This is a genomic window from Streptomyces sp. NPDC111507, assembly GCF_055638955.1.
This window is the reverse complement of record NZ_JBVKBU010000003.1, coordinates 129,139-145,583: the sequence shown is the minus strand read 5'-3', so window position 1 is coordinate 145,583 and position 16,445 is coordinate 129,139. Positions and strand designations below refer to the sequence as shown.

14 protein-coding genes are annotated in these 16,445 nt (G+C 69.7%); 2 read left to right on the top strand and 12 right to left on the bottom strand.

All coding sequences use genetic code 11. The features are described 5' to 3' along the window. Nucleotides 1-212 precede the first annotated feature (212 nt). Entirely contained in the window at nucleotides 213-1,175 is a 963-nt protein-coding gene (locus ACZ7M2_RS13400) for a hypothetical protein (protein WP_471595341.1), read from the top strand. Between the two features lie 53 nt (nucleotides 1,176-1,228). Here ACZ7M2_RS13400 and ACZ7M2_RS13395 read toward each other — a convergent pair whose 3' ends face one another. The 8 genes from ACZ7M2_RS13395 to tkt all read right to left on the bottom strand — a co-directional run bounded on the left by ACZ7M2_RS13395 (nucleotide 1,229) and on the right by tkt (nucleotide 10,872). Continuing rightward, on the bottom strand, nucleotides 1,229-1,684 hold the full coding sequence (locus ACZ7M2_RS13395) for a tellurite resistance TerB family protein (RefSeq protein ID WP_054234523.1): 456 nt from the start codon (nucleotides 1,682-1,684) through the stop codon (nucleotides 1,229-1,231). 82 nt (nucleotides 1,685-1,766) lie between these two features. Next, nucleotides 1,767-2,372 carry a histidine phosphatase family protein gene (locus ACZ7M2_RS13390; RefSeq protein ID WP_471595340.1) on the bottom strand — a complete coding sequence of 202 codons (606 nt, stop codon included), beginning with the start codon at nucleotides 2,370-2,372 and terminating at the stop codon, nucleotides 1,767-1,769. A 5-nt stretch (nucleotides 2,373-2,377) separates the two neighbouring features. Then, a complete protein-coding gene (gene gnd / locus ACZ7M2_RS13385; protein ID WP_248003255.1) occupies nucleotides 2,378-3,256 on the bottom strand; it encodes a phosphogluconate dehydrogenase (NAD(+)-dependent, decarboxylating) in 879 nt (292 codons plus the stop codon). Between the two features lie 5 nt (nucleotides 3,257-3,261). After that, complete coding sequence (gene pgi, locus ACZ7M2_RS13380; RefSeq protein ID WP_471595339.1) at nucleotides 3,262-4,911, bottom strand: glucose-6-phosphate isomerase; 1,650 nt, start codon at nucleotides 4,909-4,911, stop codon at nucleotides 3,262-3,264. Then, nucleotides 4,904-5,842: a glucose-6-phosphate dehydrogenase assembly protein OpcA gene (gene opcA / locus ACZ7M2_RS13375; protein WP_471595338.1), complete on the bottom strand. Its 939-nt coding sequence runs from the start codon at nucleotides 5,840-5,842 to the stop codon at nucleotides 4,904-4,906. Before opcA ends, pgi begins: the two co-directional genes overlap by 8 nt. Further along, on the bottom strand, nucleotides 5,839-7,617 hold the full coding sequence (gene zwf / locus ACZ7M2_RS13370) for a glucose-6-phosphate dehydrogenase (protein ID WP_471595337.1): 1,779 nt from the start codon (nucleotides 7,615-7,617) through the stop codon (nucleotides 5,839-5,841). Before zwf ends, opcA begins: the two co-directional genes overlap by 4 nt. Then, on the bottom strand, nucleotides 7,614-8,759 hold the full coding sequence (gene tal / locus ACZ7M2_RS13365; protein WP_471595336.1) for a transaldolase: 1,146 nt from the start codon (nucleotides 8,757-8,759) through the stop codon (nucleotides 7,614-7,616). The genes zwf and tal overlap by 4 nt, the downstream gene beginning before the upstream one ends. A 19-nt stretch (nucleotides 8,760-8,778) precedes the next feature. Beyond that, nucleotides 8,779-10,872, bottom strand: coding sequence for a transketolase (tkt, locus tag ACZ7M2_RS13360; protein ID WP_471595335.1), 2,094 nt, complete (start codon nucleotides 10,870-10,872; stop codon nucleotides 8,779-8,781). Between the two features lie 146 nt (nucleotides 10,873-11,018). Between tkt and ACZ7M2_RS13355 the strand changes: the two genes are divergently transcribed. Then, the gene (locus ACZ7M2_RS13355) at nucleotides 11,019-11,930 is read left to right on the top strand and encodes a helix-turn-helix domain-containing protein (protein WP_471595334.1); all 912 of its coding nucleotides are present in this window, start codon (nucleotides 11,019-11,021) and stop codon (nucleotides 11,928-11,930) included. Between the two features lie 77 nt (nucleotides 11,931-12,007). Here the strand turns inward: ACZ7M2_RS13355 and ACZ7M2_RS13350 are convergent, their stop codons facing one another. The 4 genes from ACZ7M2_RS13350 to ACZ7M2_RS13335 form a co-directional block, all read right to left on the bottom strand. Beyond that, nucleotides 12,008-13,393 (bottom strand): glycoside hydrolase family 16 protein, encoded by a 1,386-nt coding sequence (locus tag ACZ7M2_RS13350; protein WP_471595333.1) that lies wholly within the window; start codon nucleotides 13,391-13,393, stop codon nucleotides 12,008-12,010. A gap of 172 nt (nucleotides 13,394-13,565) precedes the next feature. Beyond that, nucleotides 13,566-14,825, bottom strand: coding sequence for a L,D-transpeptidase (locus ACZ7M2_RS13345; protein ID WP_471596002.1), 1,260 nt, complete (start codon nucleotides 14,823-14,825; stop codon nucleotides 13,566-13,568). Between the two features lie 193 nt (nucleotides 14,826-15,018). Then, nucleotides 15,019-15,786: an IclR family transcriptional regulator gene (locus tag ACZ7M2_RS13340; protein WP_471595332.1), complete on the bottom strand. Its 768-nt coding sequence runs from the start codon at nucleotides 15,784-15,786 to the stop codon at nucleotides 15,019-15,021. After that, nucleotides 15,783-16,211 (bottom strand): MarR family winged helix-turn-helix transcriptional regulator, encoded by a 429-nt coding sequence (locus ACZ7M2_RS13335; RefSeq protein ID WP_067361645.1) that lies wholly within the window; start codon nucleotides 16,209-16,211, stop codon nucleotides 15,783-15,785. Before ACZ7M2_RS13335 ends, ACZ7M2_RS13340 begins: the two co-directional genes overlap by 4 nt. Nucleotides 16,212-16,445 lie beyond the last annotated feature (234 nt).

Here is a 16,445-nt window from a genome sequence, read left to right as displayed (position 1 = left end):
GCCTCAGGCGGCGCATATTACCCGCCAGTTGACATTGAAACACCAATGACCACCGCTATCATCACACCACCCGCGGAACACCTCTGCGGAGCGACCGTCGGCCGATGACAGCGGCAGCACGGTATCGCCCCCAGTCTGCTGCCCAGGACGTGGAGCAATCGGCCTCCGGCTCCGAGGCCGGTTTCAGTGCTTCACGTTTTGAGAGGGAGCCCATGCCGGGAGACCGCTTCACCCCCGACTTCGACCCCGACTACGGGGACGCGCCCCTCACCACCGCACGCAAGGACATCGCCAACGGGCGCTGGCAGGGTCTGCGGGATCTGCTGCGGGTGACCGGCCCCGCGTGGTCCGTGCGCGCCCACCGGATCCGGCTGCTCGCGCCTGCGTGCGCGGGCAACTCGGCGGTCGAGTCCTGGCTCGCCGCGGAGCCGCGCAGCGCCGACGCCCTGGTACTGCGGGCCGCGACCGAGGTGGCCAGGGCCTTCACTCTCGCCACCGCCCCGGGCGGGCAGGTACCCGTCGAGCAGCGGCGCGTCGACCGGGCGGTGATGGCCTGTCTGCAGGGCGCCGAGGCCTGCCCCGATGACCCCACACCCTGGATCTGCCTCATCTCCGTCGCCCGGCTCTACGCCGCCGGGGTACGCCGCCAGGAACTCGGCCGCTGGTGGGACGAGTTGCACGCCCGCGACCCCTACACGATCGAGGGGCACCTCCATGTGCTGCGCTACTACTCGGCGCGCTGGCACGGCACCCACGGCCTGATGTACGACTTCGCCCGCGACGCGGCGGCCGTCGCCCCGCCGGGCTGCGCGCTGCCGGTCCTGGTGCAGTTCGCCCGCGTGGAGGAGTACCGCTTTCTCCGGGAGGAGGCGAACGGGCGGCCGGACGTGCCCGTCGACCTCGACGGGCACTGGAACAACGAGGGAGCCGTCGACGACGTACGGCGAACCTGGCAGCGCTGGATCACCGCGCGCCCGGACGGCCAGCCCGCTCCGGAGGAGGTGCGCGACCTCAACTACCTGGCGCACGCCGCCAGCTACGCGGGCCTGCCGGACCTCGCGGCCCCGCTCTTCCGGACCCTGGGAGTGCGCGCCAGCCGGATGCCCTGGTCCCGCACCGGCGACCCGGAGGCGGAGTTCGTGAAGTGGCGCAGGCGCGCCTCGCGCGGCGCCTGAGCCACCTCACGTGTCCCGGCCGTCGAGGTGACACGGCCGGGACCGGTGGGGTACTAGAGGTCGAACTCGTGCGGCGGCAGGTCGAGCGTGAAGCACGCCTCGCGCACGACGGCCTGCTCGGTCTTGTCGAAGTCGCCGTCGGCGCCGCCGATGACGATGCCGATCTGGATGACGGCGCGCGCCTCGGCCGGCTTCTTCTTCGCCTTGGCGATCTCCTGGAGGACGCTGACCTTGCCGAAGGCGAAGTCGGCGGTCAGCTTGTTCAGGTTGTCGTCGAAGCGGCGGCGCAGGTCGTCGGCGTCGAAGTTCTGCAACACCTCGTTCGTGGCGATGAGTTGGGCGACGCGCTGGCGCTCGGAGGGATCGACCGTCCCGTCCGCCGCGGCGACGAGTGCGCACATCGCCATGCTCGCGTCGCGGAAGGCACCGCTCTTCAGATCGTTCTTCTTCGCCACGAGCTGGGTCTGCATCGTCGACGCGGACTCCTTGATGCGGTCCCACAGGGCCATGAGAGCTCCATACGTTGGGAGAGGCCCGGCCCGCTCCGGAGGGCGGACCGTGACCTCATCGATTTCTACAGCAATGTAGAAACTAGCGAACCGCCGCAGAAGTTCCGGTGGCGTTCCACTCGGCGATCACAGGATGCCCGTGCTCGGTGGACAGCCGGCTGACGGTGCCCGTCGCGAGCTGGAACAGCCGCCCGTCCGCGGGGGACAGCCCGAGACGACGGGCCGTCAGCACGCGCAGGAAGTGGCCGTGTGCCACGAGGAGCACGTCGTCGTCGGCGAGCGCCGGCCCGACGCGGGACAGCACGCGGTCGGCGCGCTCTCCCACCTCCGCCGGTGACTCGCCGGGATGGCCGTCGGGGCCGGGCGGCACGCCGTCGTTCCACAGGAACCAGTCGGGCCGGGTGCGATGTATCTCGACGGTCCTGATGCCTTCGTACGCGCCGTAGTCCCACTCGTGCAGATCAGGATCGGCCTCGGCCCCGTACAGGCCCGCGAGTTCCGCCGTGCGCACCGCGCGGCGGAGCGGGCTGGTCAGGGCCAGGGCGAAGGTCCGGCCGGCGAGCAGCGGGGCGAGGGACTTGGCCTGTTCCTCGCCGTGCTGGGTGAGGGGCAGGTCGGTCCAGCTGGTGTGCTGGCCCGACACGCTCCACTCGGTCTCACCGTGGCGGACCAGCAGGAGGTCGCCCATGACCGTTACTTCGCCGACTCGACGGCGTGGCCGCCGAACTGGTTGCGCAGTGCCGCGATCATCTTCATCTGCGGGGAGTCGTCCTGGCGGGAGGCGAACCGGGCGAAGAGGGAGGCGGTGATGGCGGGCAGCGGGACGGCGTTGTCGATGGCCGCCTCGACGGTCCAGCGGCCCTCGCCGGAGTCGTCCGCGTAGCCGCGCAGCTTCTCCAGGTGCTCGTCGTCGTCCAGCGCGTTGACGGCGAGGTCGAGCAGCCAGGAGCGGATCACGGTGCCTTCCTGCCAGGAGCGGAAGACCTCGCGCACGTCGGTGACGGAGTGGACCTTCTCCAGGAGCTCCCAGCCCTCGGCGTAGGCCTGCATCATGGCGTACTCGATGCCGTTGTGGACCATCTTGGAGAAGTGGCCCGCGCCGACCTTGCCGGCGTGCACGAAGCCGGCGTCGCCCTCGGGCTTGAGGGCGTCGAAGACCGGCTGCACCTTGGCGATGTGCTCGGCGTCGCCGCCGACCATCAGCGCGTAGCCGTTCTTGAGACCCCAGACGCCGCCGGAGACGCCCGCGTCGACGAACCCGATGCCCTTGGCGGCCAGCTCCTCCGCGTGCTTCTCGTCGTCCGTCCAGCGGGAGTTGCCGCCGTCGACGACCGTGTCACCGGGCTCCAGGAGCTCGCCGAGCTGGTCGATGGTGGACTGCGTCGCGGCGCCGGCGGGGACCATCACCCAGACCACGCGCGGTCCTTCGAGCGCGCTCACGAGTTCGGTGAGGCTGCTCACGTCCGAGACCTCGGGGTTGCGGTCGTAGCCGACGACCGTGTGGCCCGCGCGGCGGATCCGCTCGCGCATGTTGCCGCCCATCTTGCCGAGGCCGATGAGTCCGAGCTGCATGACAGTCACTTCTTTCGGAGGGTGCGGTACGCGGCCACGAGGGCGGCGGTGGAGGGGTCGAGGCCGGGCACGTCGGCGCCTTCGGTGAGCGCGGGTTCGACGCGCTTGGCGAGGACCTTGCCGAGCTCGACGCCCCACTGGTCGAAGGAGTCGATGTTCCAGATCGCGCCCTGGACGAACACCTTGTGCTCGTAGAGGGCGATGAGCTGGCCGAGGACCGACGGCGTCAGCTCGCTCGCGAGGATCGTCGTCGTCGGGTGGTTGCCCTTGAACGTCTTGTGCGGGACCAGTTCCTCGGGCACGCCCTCGGCGCGCACCTCGTCGGGCGTCTTGCCGAAGGCGAGGGCCTGGGTCTGCGCGAAGAAGTTCGCCATCAACAGGTCGTGCTGGGCGGCGATTTCGGGCTCCAGCTCGTCCACCGGGTTGGCGAAGCCGATGAAGTCGGCCGGGATCAGCTTCGTGCCCTGATGGATGAGCTGGTAGTAGGCGTGCTGCCCGTTGGTGCCGGGCGTGCCCCACACCACCGGACCGGTCTGCCACTCCACCGGGTCACCGTCGCGGTCCACCGACTTGCCGTTGGACTCCATGTCCAACTGCTGCAGATACGCCGTGAACTTGGACAGGTAGTGCGAGTACGGCAGCACGGCGTGCGACTGGGCGTCGAAGAAGTTGCCGTACCAGACACCCAACAGGCCGAGCAGCAAAGGCGCGTTGGCCTCGGCGGGAGCCGTACGGAAGTGCTCGTCGACGAGCCTGAACCCGTCGAGCAGCTCCCGGAACCGGTCCGGGCCGATCGCGATCATCAACGACAGGCCGATCGCCGAGTCGAAGGAGTAGCGTCCGCCGACCCAGTCCCAGAACCCGAACATGTTGGCCGTGTCGATACCGAAGTCCGACACCTTCCCGGCGTTCGTCGACAGCGCCACGAAGTGCTTGGCGACCGCCTTCTCGTCACTGTTCAGCGCGGCGAGCAGCCAGGTCCGTGCCGAGGTGGCGTTGGTGATGGTCTCGATCGTGGTGAACGTCTTCGACGCGATGATGAACAGCGTCTCGGCCGGGTCGAGATCGCGCACGGCCTCGTGCAGGTCGGCGCCGTCCACGTTCGACACGAACCGCACGGTCAGCGAGCGGTCGGTGAAGGCCCGCAGCGCCTCGTACGCCATCGCCGGACCGAGGTCGGAGCCGCCGATACCGATGTTGACGATGTTCTTGATGCGCTTGCCCGTGTGACCGGTCCACTCGCCGGCGCGGACCCGCTCGGCGAAGCCGGCCATCTTGTCGAGCACGGCGTGCACGCCAGGCACGACGTTCTCCCCGTCGACCTCGATCACCGCGTTCCGGGGGGCCCGCAGGGCGGTGTGCAGCACCGCCCTGTCCTCGGTGACGTTGATCCTCTCGCCGCGGAACATCGCGTCCCGCAGCCCGAACACGTCCGTGGCGGTGGCCAGTTCCTGGAGGAGGGCGAGGGTCTCGTCCGTGATCAGGTGCTTGGAGTAGTCGATCCGCAGATCGCCGACCCGCACGACATAGCGCTCGGCGCGGGCGGGATCGGCGGCGAACAGCTCACGCAGCCGCGGGTGGAGCAGACCGTCCGCGCGGTGGTCCTCCAGGGCCACCCACTGCGGACGCCGCGTGAGCTTGGGGGAGTCAGACATGACGGGGGGTCTCCTTGGTGCCGTTCTCGCCCCGCAGGGCGACGGCGTACATCTCGTCCGCGTCGAGCCGGCGCAGCTCCTCGGCGATCAGCTCGGAAGTGCTGCGCACCTTCAGCGCGAGGGTGCGGGAGGGCTGCCCGGGCAGCGACAGCGTGGCCAGCGGTCCCTCGGGCCGGTCGATCACGATCTCGCCGTTCTCCGTGCCGAGCCGCACCGCGGTCACCACCGGACCGGCGGTGACGACCCGCTCGACCGGCACGTCGAGCCGGGCGCCCAGCCAGCGGGCGAGCAGCTCGGCGCTCGGGTTGTCGGCCTCGCTCTCGACGGCGGCCGAGATCACCTTCGTACGGGCCTGGTCGAGCGCGGCGGCCAGCATCGAGCGCCAGGGCGTCAGCCGGGTCCACGCCAGGTCGGTGTCGCCCGGTGCGTACGAGTTGACGCGGGCCTCCAGGGCCGTGAGCGGCGCCTCGACGGCGTACATGTCGGTGATCCTGCGCTGCGCGAGGGCGCCCAGCGGGTCCTTGGCGGGCACCTCGGGGGCGTCCACCGGCCACCAGACGACGACGGGCGCGTCCGGCAGCAGCAGCGGCAGGACCACGGAGTCGGCGTGGTCGGACACCTCGCCGTAGGTCCGCAGCACGACGGTCTCACCGGCACCGGAGTCGGCGCCCACCCGGACCTCGGCGTCGAGACGCGAGTTGGTGCGGTCGCGCGGGGTGCGGGCGTGTCGCTTGATGACGACCAGGGTGCGCGAGGGGTGCTCGCGCGAGGCCTCCTCGGCCGCCTTGATCGAGTCGTACGCGTTCTCCTCGTCGGTGACGATGACCATCGTCAGGACCATGCCCACGGCGGGGGTGCCGATGGCGCGGCGCCCCTGCACGAGCGCCTTGTTGATCTTGCTTGCCGTGGTGTCGGTCAGGTCGATCTTCATGGCCTGCGCCAGCTCCGTCCGTCTCGTGCGAGCATCTCGTCGGCTTCCTTCGGACCCCAGCTGCCCGAGGGGTACTGCGCGGGCCTGCCATGGGTCTCCCAGTACTCCTCGATCGGGTCGAGGACCTTCCAGGACTCTTCCACCTCCTGATGACGGGGGAAGAGATTGGCGTCGCCGAGCAGGACATCCAGAATCAGCCGTTCGTACGCCTCCGGGCTGGACTCGGTGAACGACTCGCCGTAGGCGAAGTCCATCGTGACGTCCCGGATCTCCATCGACGTACCCGGGACCTTCGATCCGAAGCGCACCGTCATGCCCTCGTCGGGCTGGACGCGGATGACGATCGCGTTCTGGCCGAGCTCCTCGGTGGCGGTCGAGTCGAACGGTGAGTGCGGGGCGCGCTGGAAGACCACCGCGATCTCCGTCACCCGCCGGCCGAGGCGCTTGCCGGTGCGCAGGTAGAAGGGGACGCCCGCCCAGCGGCGGTTGTCGACCTCCAGCTTGACGGCCGCGTAGGTGTCGGTCGTCGACTCGGGGTCGATGCCGTCCTCCTGCAGATAGCCGCGCACCTTCTCGCCGCCCTGCCAGGCCGCCGCGTACTGGCCGCGCACGGTGTGTTCGCCCAGGGTCTCCGGCAGCTTCACCGACTTGAGGACCTTGAGCTTCTCGGTCAGCAGCGACTCGGCGTCGAAGGCGATCGGCTCCTCCATGGCGGTCAGCGCCATCAGCTGGAGCAGGTGGTTCTGGATCACGTCACGGGCCGAACCGATGCCGTCGTAGTAGCCCGCCCGGCCGCCGATGCCGATGTCCTCCGCCATGGTGATCTGCACGTGGTCGACGTACGACCGGTTCCAGATCGGCTCGTACATCTGGTTGGCGAAGCGGAGCGCCAGGATGTTCTGGACGGTCTCCTTGCCGAGGTAGTGGTCGATGCGGAAGACCTGCTCCGGGTCGAACACGTCGTGCACGAGCGCGTTCAGCTCGCGCGCGCTCTCGAGGTCGTGGCCGAACGGCTTCTCGATGACCGCGCGCCGCCAGGAACCCTCCGGCGGGGTCGCGAGCCCGTGCTTCTTGAGCTGCTTGACGACCTTCGGGAAGAACTTCGGGGGCACGGAGAGGTAGAACGCGTAGTTGCCGCTGGTGCCCCGGGCCGCGTCCAGCTCCTCGATGGCGGAGCGCAGTTGCTTGAACGCGGTGTCGTCGTCGAAGGTGCCCGGGATGAACCGCATGCCTTCGGCGAGCTGCTGCCAGACCTCCTCCCGGAACGGGGTGCGCGCGTGTTCCTTCACCGAGTCGTGCACGATCTGCGCGAAGTCCTCGTCCTCCCAGTCGCGGCGGGCGAACCCGACGAGCGAGAAGCCCGGCGGCAGCAGACCGCGGTTGGCGAGGTCGTAGACGGCCGGCATCAGCTTCTTGCGGGACAGGTCGCCGGTGACACCGAAGATGACGAGGCCCGAGGGGCCCGCGATACGGGGGAGGCGGCGGTCACGGGGGTCGCGGAGCGGGTTCTCCCATTCCGCCACCGGAACGGGGCCCGAGCTCTTGGCCTCCGCCTTCACCTCGACCGCCGTCACGTCGACCGCCTTCACACCGTCCGGTTCCACGGTCGTGTCACCAGATCCCTCCGGCGTGGTGGCCGCATCCTGCGGGGTACCGTCGGGAAGCGCTTCACTGGAGTCCACCTCACGAGCACGCTCCGGCTGACTCGCCGGACCTGCTTTTCCGGCCGGGGGTGCGGGGGTTGCCCCCCGGGTAGGCACAGTACGCTTCGTCATTCCCCCTCAACTCCCTTGCTGCTCAGCGAGGTCGCGACCGCGTCGAGCAGATCCTCCCAGGCCGCCTCGAACTTCGAGACGCCCTCGTCCTCCAGCTGGTCGACCACCTCGTCGTAGGAGATCCCGAGCCCTTCCACGGCGGCCAGGTCGGCGCGCGCCTGGGCGTAGCCGCCGGTCACCGCGTCGCCGTGGATGTCACCGTGGTCGGCCGTGGCGTTGAGCGTCGCCTCCGGCATGGTGTTGACCGTACCCGGCGCGACCAGCTCGTCGACGTACAGCGTGTCCTTGTACGAGGGGTCCTTGACACCCGTCGAGGCCCACAGCGGGCGCTGCTTGTTGGCGCCGGCCGGGGCGAGCGCGGTCCAGCGGGCGGACGCGAACACCTCTTCGTACGCCTCGTAGGCGAGCCGCGCGTTGGCGAGCGCCGCCCTGCCCTTGAGGGCGAGGGCCTCGTCGGTCCCGACCTTCGTCAGCCGCTTGTCGATCTCGCTGTCGACGCGGGAGACGAAGAAGGAGGCGACGGAGTGGATGGTGGCGAGGTCGATGCCCGCCGCCTTGGCCTTCTCCAGGCCCGCCAGGTAGGCGTCCATCACCTCGCGGTAGCGCTCCAGGGAGAAGATCAGCGTGACGTTGACGCTGATGCCGAGGCCGATGACCTCGGTGATCGCCGGGAGGCCGGCCTTCGTCGCCGGGATCTTGATCATCACGTTCGGGCGGTCGACGAGCCAGGAGAGCTGCTTGGCCTCGGCGACGGTCGCCCCGGTGTTGTGGGCGAGGCGCGGGTCGACCTCGATGGAGACCCGGCCGTCACGTCCGGCGGTCGCCTCGTACACCGGGCGCAGGATGTCGGCGGCGGCGCGGACGTCGGCCGTCGTCATCATCCGGACGGCCTCGTCGACCGTCACGCCGCGCTCGGCCAGGTCGCCGAGCTGCTCCTCGTACCCCTCACCGGAGCCGATGGCGGCCTGGAAGATGGAGGGGTTGGTGGTGACGCCCACCACGTGCCTGGTCGCTACGAGTTCGGCGAGGTTGCCAGAGGAGATGCGCCTCCGGGAGAGGTCGTCCAGCCAGATGGAGACGCCTTCGTCGGAGAGGCGCTTCAGGGTTACCGCGGTCGCGGTTGCTTCGGTCACAGTGATCATCTTCCTTCGTGCGGTCGGATCAACCGCGGGTGGCGGCGAGGCCAGTCGTTGAATTGAGCACGGCCCGGGCGGCGGCGGCGACGTTCTCGGCGGTGAAACCGAACTCGGCGAACAGGGTCTTGGCGTCGGCGGAGGCTCCGAAGTGCTCGAGCGAGACAATGCGTCCGTGGTCACCGACGTACCGGTACCAGGTCAGCCCGATGCCCGCCTCGACCGCCACGCGGGCCTTCACGGACGGCGGCAGGACGCTCGCGCGGTACTCCGGGGACTGCTCCTCGAACCACTCCACGGACGGCATCGACACGACCCGGGTGCCGATTCCCTCGGCCTCCAGCAGCTCACGCGCCTCGACAGCGAGGTGCACCTCGGAGCCGGTGGCGATCAGAACCAGCTCGGGCGTCCCGGTGGAGGAGTCACGCAGCACGTAACCACCCTTGGCGGCCTCGGAGTTGGCCTCGTAGGTGGGCACGCCCTGGCGGGTCAGGGCCAGGCCGTGCGGGGCGCGGCGGGTGGCGTGCCGCTTGAGGATCTCGGCCCAGGCGATCGCGGTCTCGTTGGCGTCGGCGGGGCGGACGATGTTCAGGCCCGGGATGGCGCGCAGCGAGGCCAGGTGTTCGACCGGCTGGTGGGTGGGGCCGTCCTCGCCCAGGCCGATCGAGTCGTGCGTCCACACGTAGGTGACGGGGAGCTGCATCAGCGCGGACAGACGTACGGCGTTGCGCATGTAGTCGGAGAAGACCAGGAAGGTGCCGCCGTAGATGCGGGTGTTGCCGTGCAGCGCGATGCCGTTCATCTCCGCGGCCATGGAGTGCTCGCGGATGCCGAAGTGGACGGTACGGCCGTACGGGTCGGCCTCCGGCAGCGGGTTGCCCTTCGGCAGGAAGGAGGACGTCTTGTCGATGGTGGTGTTGTTCGAGCCGGCCAGGTCGGCGGAGCCGCCCCACAGTTCGGGGATCACCGAGCCGAGCGCTTGCAGGACCTTGCCGGAGGCGGCGCGGGTGGCGACGGACGTACCCGCCTCGAACGCGGGGAGCTTGTCCTGCCAGCCCTCGGGAAGCTGGCCGGCGACGATCCGGTCGAACAGCCTGGCCCGCTCGGGCTGCGCGGTGCGCCACTCGGCGATCCGCTTGTCCCAGGCGGCGTGTGCCTCGGCACCCCGGTCCAGGGCCTGGCGGGCGTGGGCGAGGACCTCGTCGGCGACCTCGAAGGACTTCTCCGGGTCGAAGCCCAGGAGACGCTTGGTGGCGGCGACCTCGTCCGCGCCCAGCGCGGAGCCGTGCGAGGCCTCGGTGTTCCGGGCGTTCGGCGCGGGCCAGGCGATGATCGTGCGCATCGCGATGATCGAGGGCCGTCCGGTCTCGTCCTGCGCCGCCTTCAGCGCCGTGTACAGCGCGCGGACGTCGATGTCGCCGTCGGCCGAGGGCTCGATGCGCTGCACATGCCAGCCGTAGGCCTCGTAGCGCTTCAGCACGTCCTCGGAGAAGGCGGTGGCGGTGTCGCCCTCGATGGAGATGTGGTTGTCGTCGTAGACGAAGACCAGGTTGCCCAGCTTCTGGTGGCCCGCGAGGGAGGAGGCCTCGGCGGAGATGCCCTCCTCCAGGTCGCCGTCCGAGACGATGCCCCAGATGGTGTGGTCGAAGGGCGACTCGCCCTCCGGCGTCTCGGGGTCGAACAGACCGCGCTCGTAGCGGGCGGCCATCGCCATGCCCACCGCGTTCGCGACACCCTGCCCCAGCGGCCCTGTGGTGGTCTCCACGCCCGCGGTGTGCCCGTACTCGGGATGACCCGGCGTCTTCGAACCGTGCGTGCGGAACGCCTTCAGGTCATCAAGGCCGAGTTCGTACCCGGAGAGGAAGAGCTGCGTGTAAAGGGTCAGCGAGGTGTGACCGGGGGACAGGACGAACCGGTCGCGGCCGGTCCACTCCGGGTCGGCGGGGTCGTGTCGCATCACCTTCTGAAAGATCGTGTACGCGGCCGGGGCCAGGCTCATCGCTGTACCCGGGTGGCCGTTTCCGACCTTCTGAACGGCGTCAGCGGCCAGGATGCGCGCGGTGTCGACCGCCCGACGATCCAGCTCGGTCCATTCGAAGCCGTCGGGGCTCTGCGTACTCATCTTCAAGAAGTCCTCACTGGATCGGGAACCACTGGTGGAACGCCTTCAAAACTAAAAGTCTGACTTTTGCCGGGGAAGGTGCCCGTGTGTCAGCCTTCGGTGAAAGTGGGACACGGAGTGCCGGAGCGAGCCGACGCGAGAGGGACATGGCAGACAGAACCACCCAAGGCGGTGCAGGGGGCGAAGGGGAGACCCGGGACGGGATCAGGACCTTCCCCTTCCCGGTCGATCTGAGCCTGTCCGGCGTCGGTATGCAGGTCGGCGCGATGGGGAGCGGGCGCGTCTGGCACGCGGACGCCCCGCTGGAGCGCGTGCACCGCATCGACTTCCACGTCGTGATGCTCTTTCGCGAGGGCCCGGTCAGACACATGATCGACTTCGCCGAGTACGAGGCGTCCCCGGGCGACATCCTGTGGATCCGCCCCGGTCAGGTGCACCGCTTCTCCCGCACCGACCGCTACCGCGGCACCGTCCTGATCATGCAGCCCGGTTTCCTGCCGCGTGCGACCGTCGAGGCGACCGGTCTCTACCGCTATGACCAGCCGCCGCTGCTGCGCCCCGGCGCCGACCAACTGGCCGCCCTGGAGCAATCGCTCACCCAGCTGGAACGCGAGTACGTCGACACCACCACGCTGCCGCTCAGCCTGCACACCTCGGTGCTGCGGCACTCCCTCACCGCGTTCCTGCTGCGCCTCGCCCATCTCGCGGCCAGCTCCGCCGAAGCGGCCCGCGAACAGAGCGACACCACCTTCACGCGCTTCCGGGACGCGGTCGAGAAGGACTTCGCCACCAACCACAGCGTCAGCGCGTACGCCGACGCTCTCGGCTACTCCCGCCGCACCCTGGTCCGCGCGGTGCGCGCGGCCACCGGTGAGACCCCGAAGGGATTCATCGACAAGCGGGTGGTCCTGGAGGCCAAGCGGCTGCTGGCCCACACGGAGATGCCCATCGGCCGCATCGGTGTCGCCGTGGGCTTCCCCGACTCGGCGAACTTCTCCAAGTTCTTCCACCAGCACACGGGCACGAGTCCCGTGGTGTTCCGGGCGGAGCTGCGCTGAGACCGCGCCCAGGAAAAGGGGCGGGCCCGTGGGCCCGCCCCCTCACTCCTCGTGCCGCTCGTCGAGGGACCTCCTCGTCAGTGGCCGAAGTCGAACCAGTTGACGTTCACGAAGTCGGCCGACTGGCCGCTGGTGAAGGTCAGATAGACGTCATGGGTGCCGGTGACGCCGGTGATGTTGGCCGGGACGGTCCGCCAGCTCTGCCAGCCGCCGGTGTTGCCCACCGCGAAACTGCCGATGGGGGTGCTCGTACGGCTGTCGAGGCGCACCTCGACCAGACCGCTGACCCCGCTCGCCGCACCGCTCGCGACCCGCCCGTAGAACTGCGTGGCCGCCGTGGAGCCGAAGTCGACGCCCTTGTAGAGCGCGTAGTCGCCGTTCGCGAGCGAGCCGATGTCCTGGCCGCCGCCGGTGTCCGTGGTGGTCTCGGTGCTGGTGCCCGACTGGCTGTCGTACGACTCGGCCTGGATGGCGCTGTAGGCGTCACGGTTGCCGGTCGGAGGCGGTGTGGTATCGCTCCCACTGGCCTGCAGTACCTGGACGTAGTCCACGACCAGCGGGTGGCCGGGCTCGGTGCCGCTGTCCGGACCGCCGCCGAACGCGTCGGGGAAGCCGCCGCCCATCGCCACGTTCAGGATGACGAAGTAGCCGTGGTTGGTGGCGTTCGCCCAGGTGGTGGCGTCGACCTGGTTCGCCTTGACCGTGTGGAAGTTGACGCCGTCGAGGTAGAAGCGGATCTCCTCGGGGCTCGTCGAGCGGTCCCACTCCATGGCGTACGTGTGGAAGCCGGCCTGACACGTGGTGCCGGCGCACGGGGTGTTGCCGCCGATGCCGCTGGTCTCGTTGCACGGGCCGCCCGGGTTGGTGCCGCAGTGCATGGTGGCCCACTCGGTGTTGAGGCCCTGGACGTTCTCCATGATGTCCAGCTCGCCGACGCTCGGCCAGTTCTGGTAGTTGCCGCGGTAGGGTGCGCCCAGTGTCCAGAAGGCCGGCCAGTAGCCCTTGGCGGCGGCGCCGGTCACGTTCGGCATCTGGAGGCGTGCCTCGACGCGGAGTTTGCCGCCCGCGGGTGGCTGGAAGTCGGTGCGGGTGGTCTCGATACGGCCCGAGGTCCAGTTGCCGGAGGCGTCCCGGCGCGGGGTGATCAGCAGGTTGCCGTTGCCGTCGAGCGCCACGTTGTTGGTGCTGGAGGTCATCGTCTCGACCTCGCCGGTGCCCCAGTTGGCGGCGCCGCCCGGGTAACTGGTGCCGGTGTCGTACTGCCAGTTGGAGGTGTTGACGCCGGAGCCGGCCGCCCCGTTGAAGTCGTCGACGAAGACCTGGGACCAGCCGGCCGGGGGAGTGGGCGCGGACGCGTTCGCGGGGAGGACCGCGGCCACGGCCAGGGTCAGGGTGCCGACCGCGGCCAGCACGACGCGCCGCAGGGGGCCGCGTCTGACAGGTGTGCCGGAGGGTTCACTCATGAATGCCTCTTCGGTACGGAGTGGGGGTGCGCGGGTGCTGCTGAGAGCGCTCTCAGCAAGGTGCGCGGCTAATGTGCTCTCTGTCACTCCGACCGTCAAGAGGTAAAGCCGAGAAACTCCTTTCCCTGTGCGGGAGTTCAGGCATTGAAGAGTGGGATGTGCGGGGCCGTGCCTAGCGGGCGCTCCCCGCCTTCCAGTCCGACCAGGACAGGTTCCAGCCGTTGAGGCCGTTGGACGCCTCGACGGTCTTCTCGCCCGAGTTCCTGACGACGACGACATCCCCGAGCATCGAACCGGCGTAGAACTTGTAGCCCGGCACGGAGCTGTCGTTCGCGCCCTTGGCGTCGTGCAGGCCGACACAACCGTGGCTGGTGTTGGTGGAGCCGAAGACCGAGGTCGAGGCCCAGTAGTTGCCGTGGATGAAGGTGCCGGAGGTGGTCAGGCGCTGGGCGTGCGGGACGTCCGAGATGTCGTACTCGTCGCCGAGCCCGACGGTCGAGGACTCCATCCGGGTCTGCTTGAACCGCTCGCTGATCACCATGATCCCGGACCAGGTGGTGTGGTCGGCGTCGCCGCCGCTCACCGGGTAGGTGGCGAGGGTGGAGCCGTCGCGCTCGACGGTCATGGTCTTCTTCGCCAGGTCGACCGTGCTGATCTGACGGCGGCCGATGTGGAAGGTGACGTCCTTGGACTGGGTGCCGTAGACGCCGGTCGTGCCCTCGACGTCCTTCAGACGCAGGCTCAGCGTGATCTTCGTGCCCGCGGCCCAGTACTCCTCGGGCCGGAAGTCGAGGCGAGTGTCGCTGAACCAGTGGCCGACCACCTCGACCGCGGGCTCCGCCGTCACCGTGATCGCCTTTTCCACGGCGGCCCGGTCCTTCACGGCCTCGGTGAAGTTGATCGACACGGGCATGCCGACACCGGAGGTCGAATTCGCCTCGGGCGTGAAATAACCCACGAACGTTTCCGAGGGCTGCTTCGTGACGAAGCTCGCGCTCCGCGCGGCGGCGCCCTTCGGTGTGACCGTGACCGTGTATTTGGTGCCCGAGTAGGGGTTTTTCGTGGACGTCCATTTCGTACGGGCGTCATTGAAGGATCCGGCCAGGGTGGAGCCGTCGTTTCCGCTGACCTCGACGCTCGCGAGCGTGCCGTCGCTGACGGTGACCTCGACCGGGGTCGTGAAACCGGCCTTCTTCGTGCCGTCGGCCGGGGTGACGGTCACGCTCGGGGTCTTGACCTCGGACTTCGTGCTCGCGCCCGCCTTCGCGTCCGTTCCCTCCGTGGCGTCCGCCGAGCCGCTGCAGCCCGTGAGGACGCCCAGGGCCGGCACGGCGCCGAGGGCGGCCAGCACCCCACGCCGCGACCAGGCCTGCCGCTCGGACCGGTTCGCCGTCCACCGCTCGGACCGGTTCGAATTCTTCGCGAAGCCCACGGCACGCCTTTCCTGGATGACCACCACCACGACTGCTGGTGCATCCTGCGCCGCGTTCCTGGGGCGATTCTTTGAAACCCGGGGCCGCCGCCTGAGATTTACGTGAAGAGGACCTGAGAATCGTCCTGAAGGAACGGCGTACGCGCGGCCGGCCAGGAGGGAAATGCTCGCCCTTGCAGTACTCCCGGGAGCCTCAGGTGCCCGGCTCAGGTCGTGTCTGCGGCTGCCACCCCAGGGCGCGCGAGATCCCCCGCGCCGCCAGCCGTACCGCAGGAATCAACCCCGGTACCTGGGCGCCGTGTTCGGGGACCACGACGGAGACCGCCGCGACCACCGCGCCGCCCGCGCCGCGCACCGGAGCGGCGACCGACAGGGCGTCGTCGGTGACCTGACGGCTGCTCACCGCGACGCCGGTGCGACGGACTTCGGCGAGCGTGCGGCGCAGGCGGGCCCCGTCGGTGAGGGTGTGCGGGGTGAACGCGGCCAACGGCCCTGAGCAGTAGGCCTCTTGGGACGTCGAGTCGCCGTGGGCCAGCAGCGCGAGGCCCACGCCCGTCGCGTGCAGTGGCCAGCGGGCGCCGACCTGGATGCGTACACCGACCGCGGAGCGTCCGGAGATCCACTCGATGTAGACGACCTCGGCGCCGTCGCGGACCGCCATCTGCACGTTCTCGTGCGTGGCCTCGTACAGGTCCTCCAGGTACGGCAGCGCGATCTGGCGGAGGGCGAGGCCACGGGGAGCGAGGGCCGCGATCTCCCAGAGGCGCAGGCCCACGTGGTAGACGCCGTCCGCGTCCCGCTCCAGCGCGCCCCAGTCGGTGAGGGCGCCGACCAGCCGGTGCGCGGTGGTGAGGGTCAGTCCGGCCCGGCGGCTGATTCCCGTCAGGGAGAGCGCCGGGTGCTGGTGGTCGAAGGCGGCGAGCACGGCGAGCAGACGGTCGGGCGCGGACAGCGTGGTCATGAGTTCAGTTCGGCTTCCGCGACCCGTTGCAGGAGCGTGTGCAGGGCGTCCCGCTCGGCGGGGGCGAGCGGCTGGAGCAGGTCGTTCGTGACGCGCAGGCCCGCCTCGTCCGTGTCGCGCAGGAACGCCCGGCCGTCGTCCGTGAGCACGACGATCCGGCTGCGGCGGTCGTCCGGTGAAGGGCGGCGCTCGGCGAAACCGAGCTTCTCGAGGTCGTCGACGAGTCCGACGATCGCGCTCGGGTCGTAGCCGAGCCGCGAGCTCAGCTCCCGCTGGAGCGCACCTTCGGAGGTGGCCAGGAAGCGCAGCAGCGCGTAGTGGCGCAGCCGCAGCCCCGACTCCTGGAGGAAGGTGTTGAACAGCTGCCCCGAGCGAAGGCCCAGCCGGTACAGCAGATAGCCGGTGTCGGCGTGCAGTCCGCGCATCCACGGCTCCTGGGCGTCGATGGGGACGGGGCCGGTGGCCGGGCTGGTGGCGTGCTGCTGGCCTGCGATGACGGGCTCCCTGGGCCGGGCCCCGGGCGGGGCGGTTCATTCGTGCCGGGTACGGCATGCCGTACTGCGTACAGCATCGCGCCCTACTCCGCACAGCATGCCGCACGGATGAGTCGGCAACAACTATTGACGTCAACAATTATTGTCCTTAGCTTCGATCTCGTA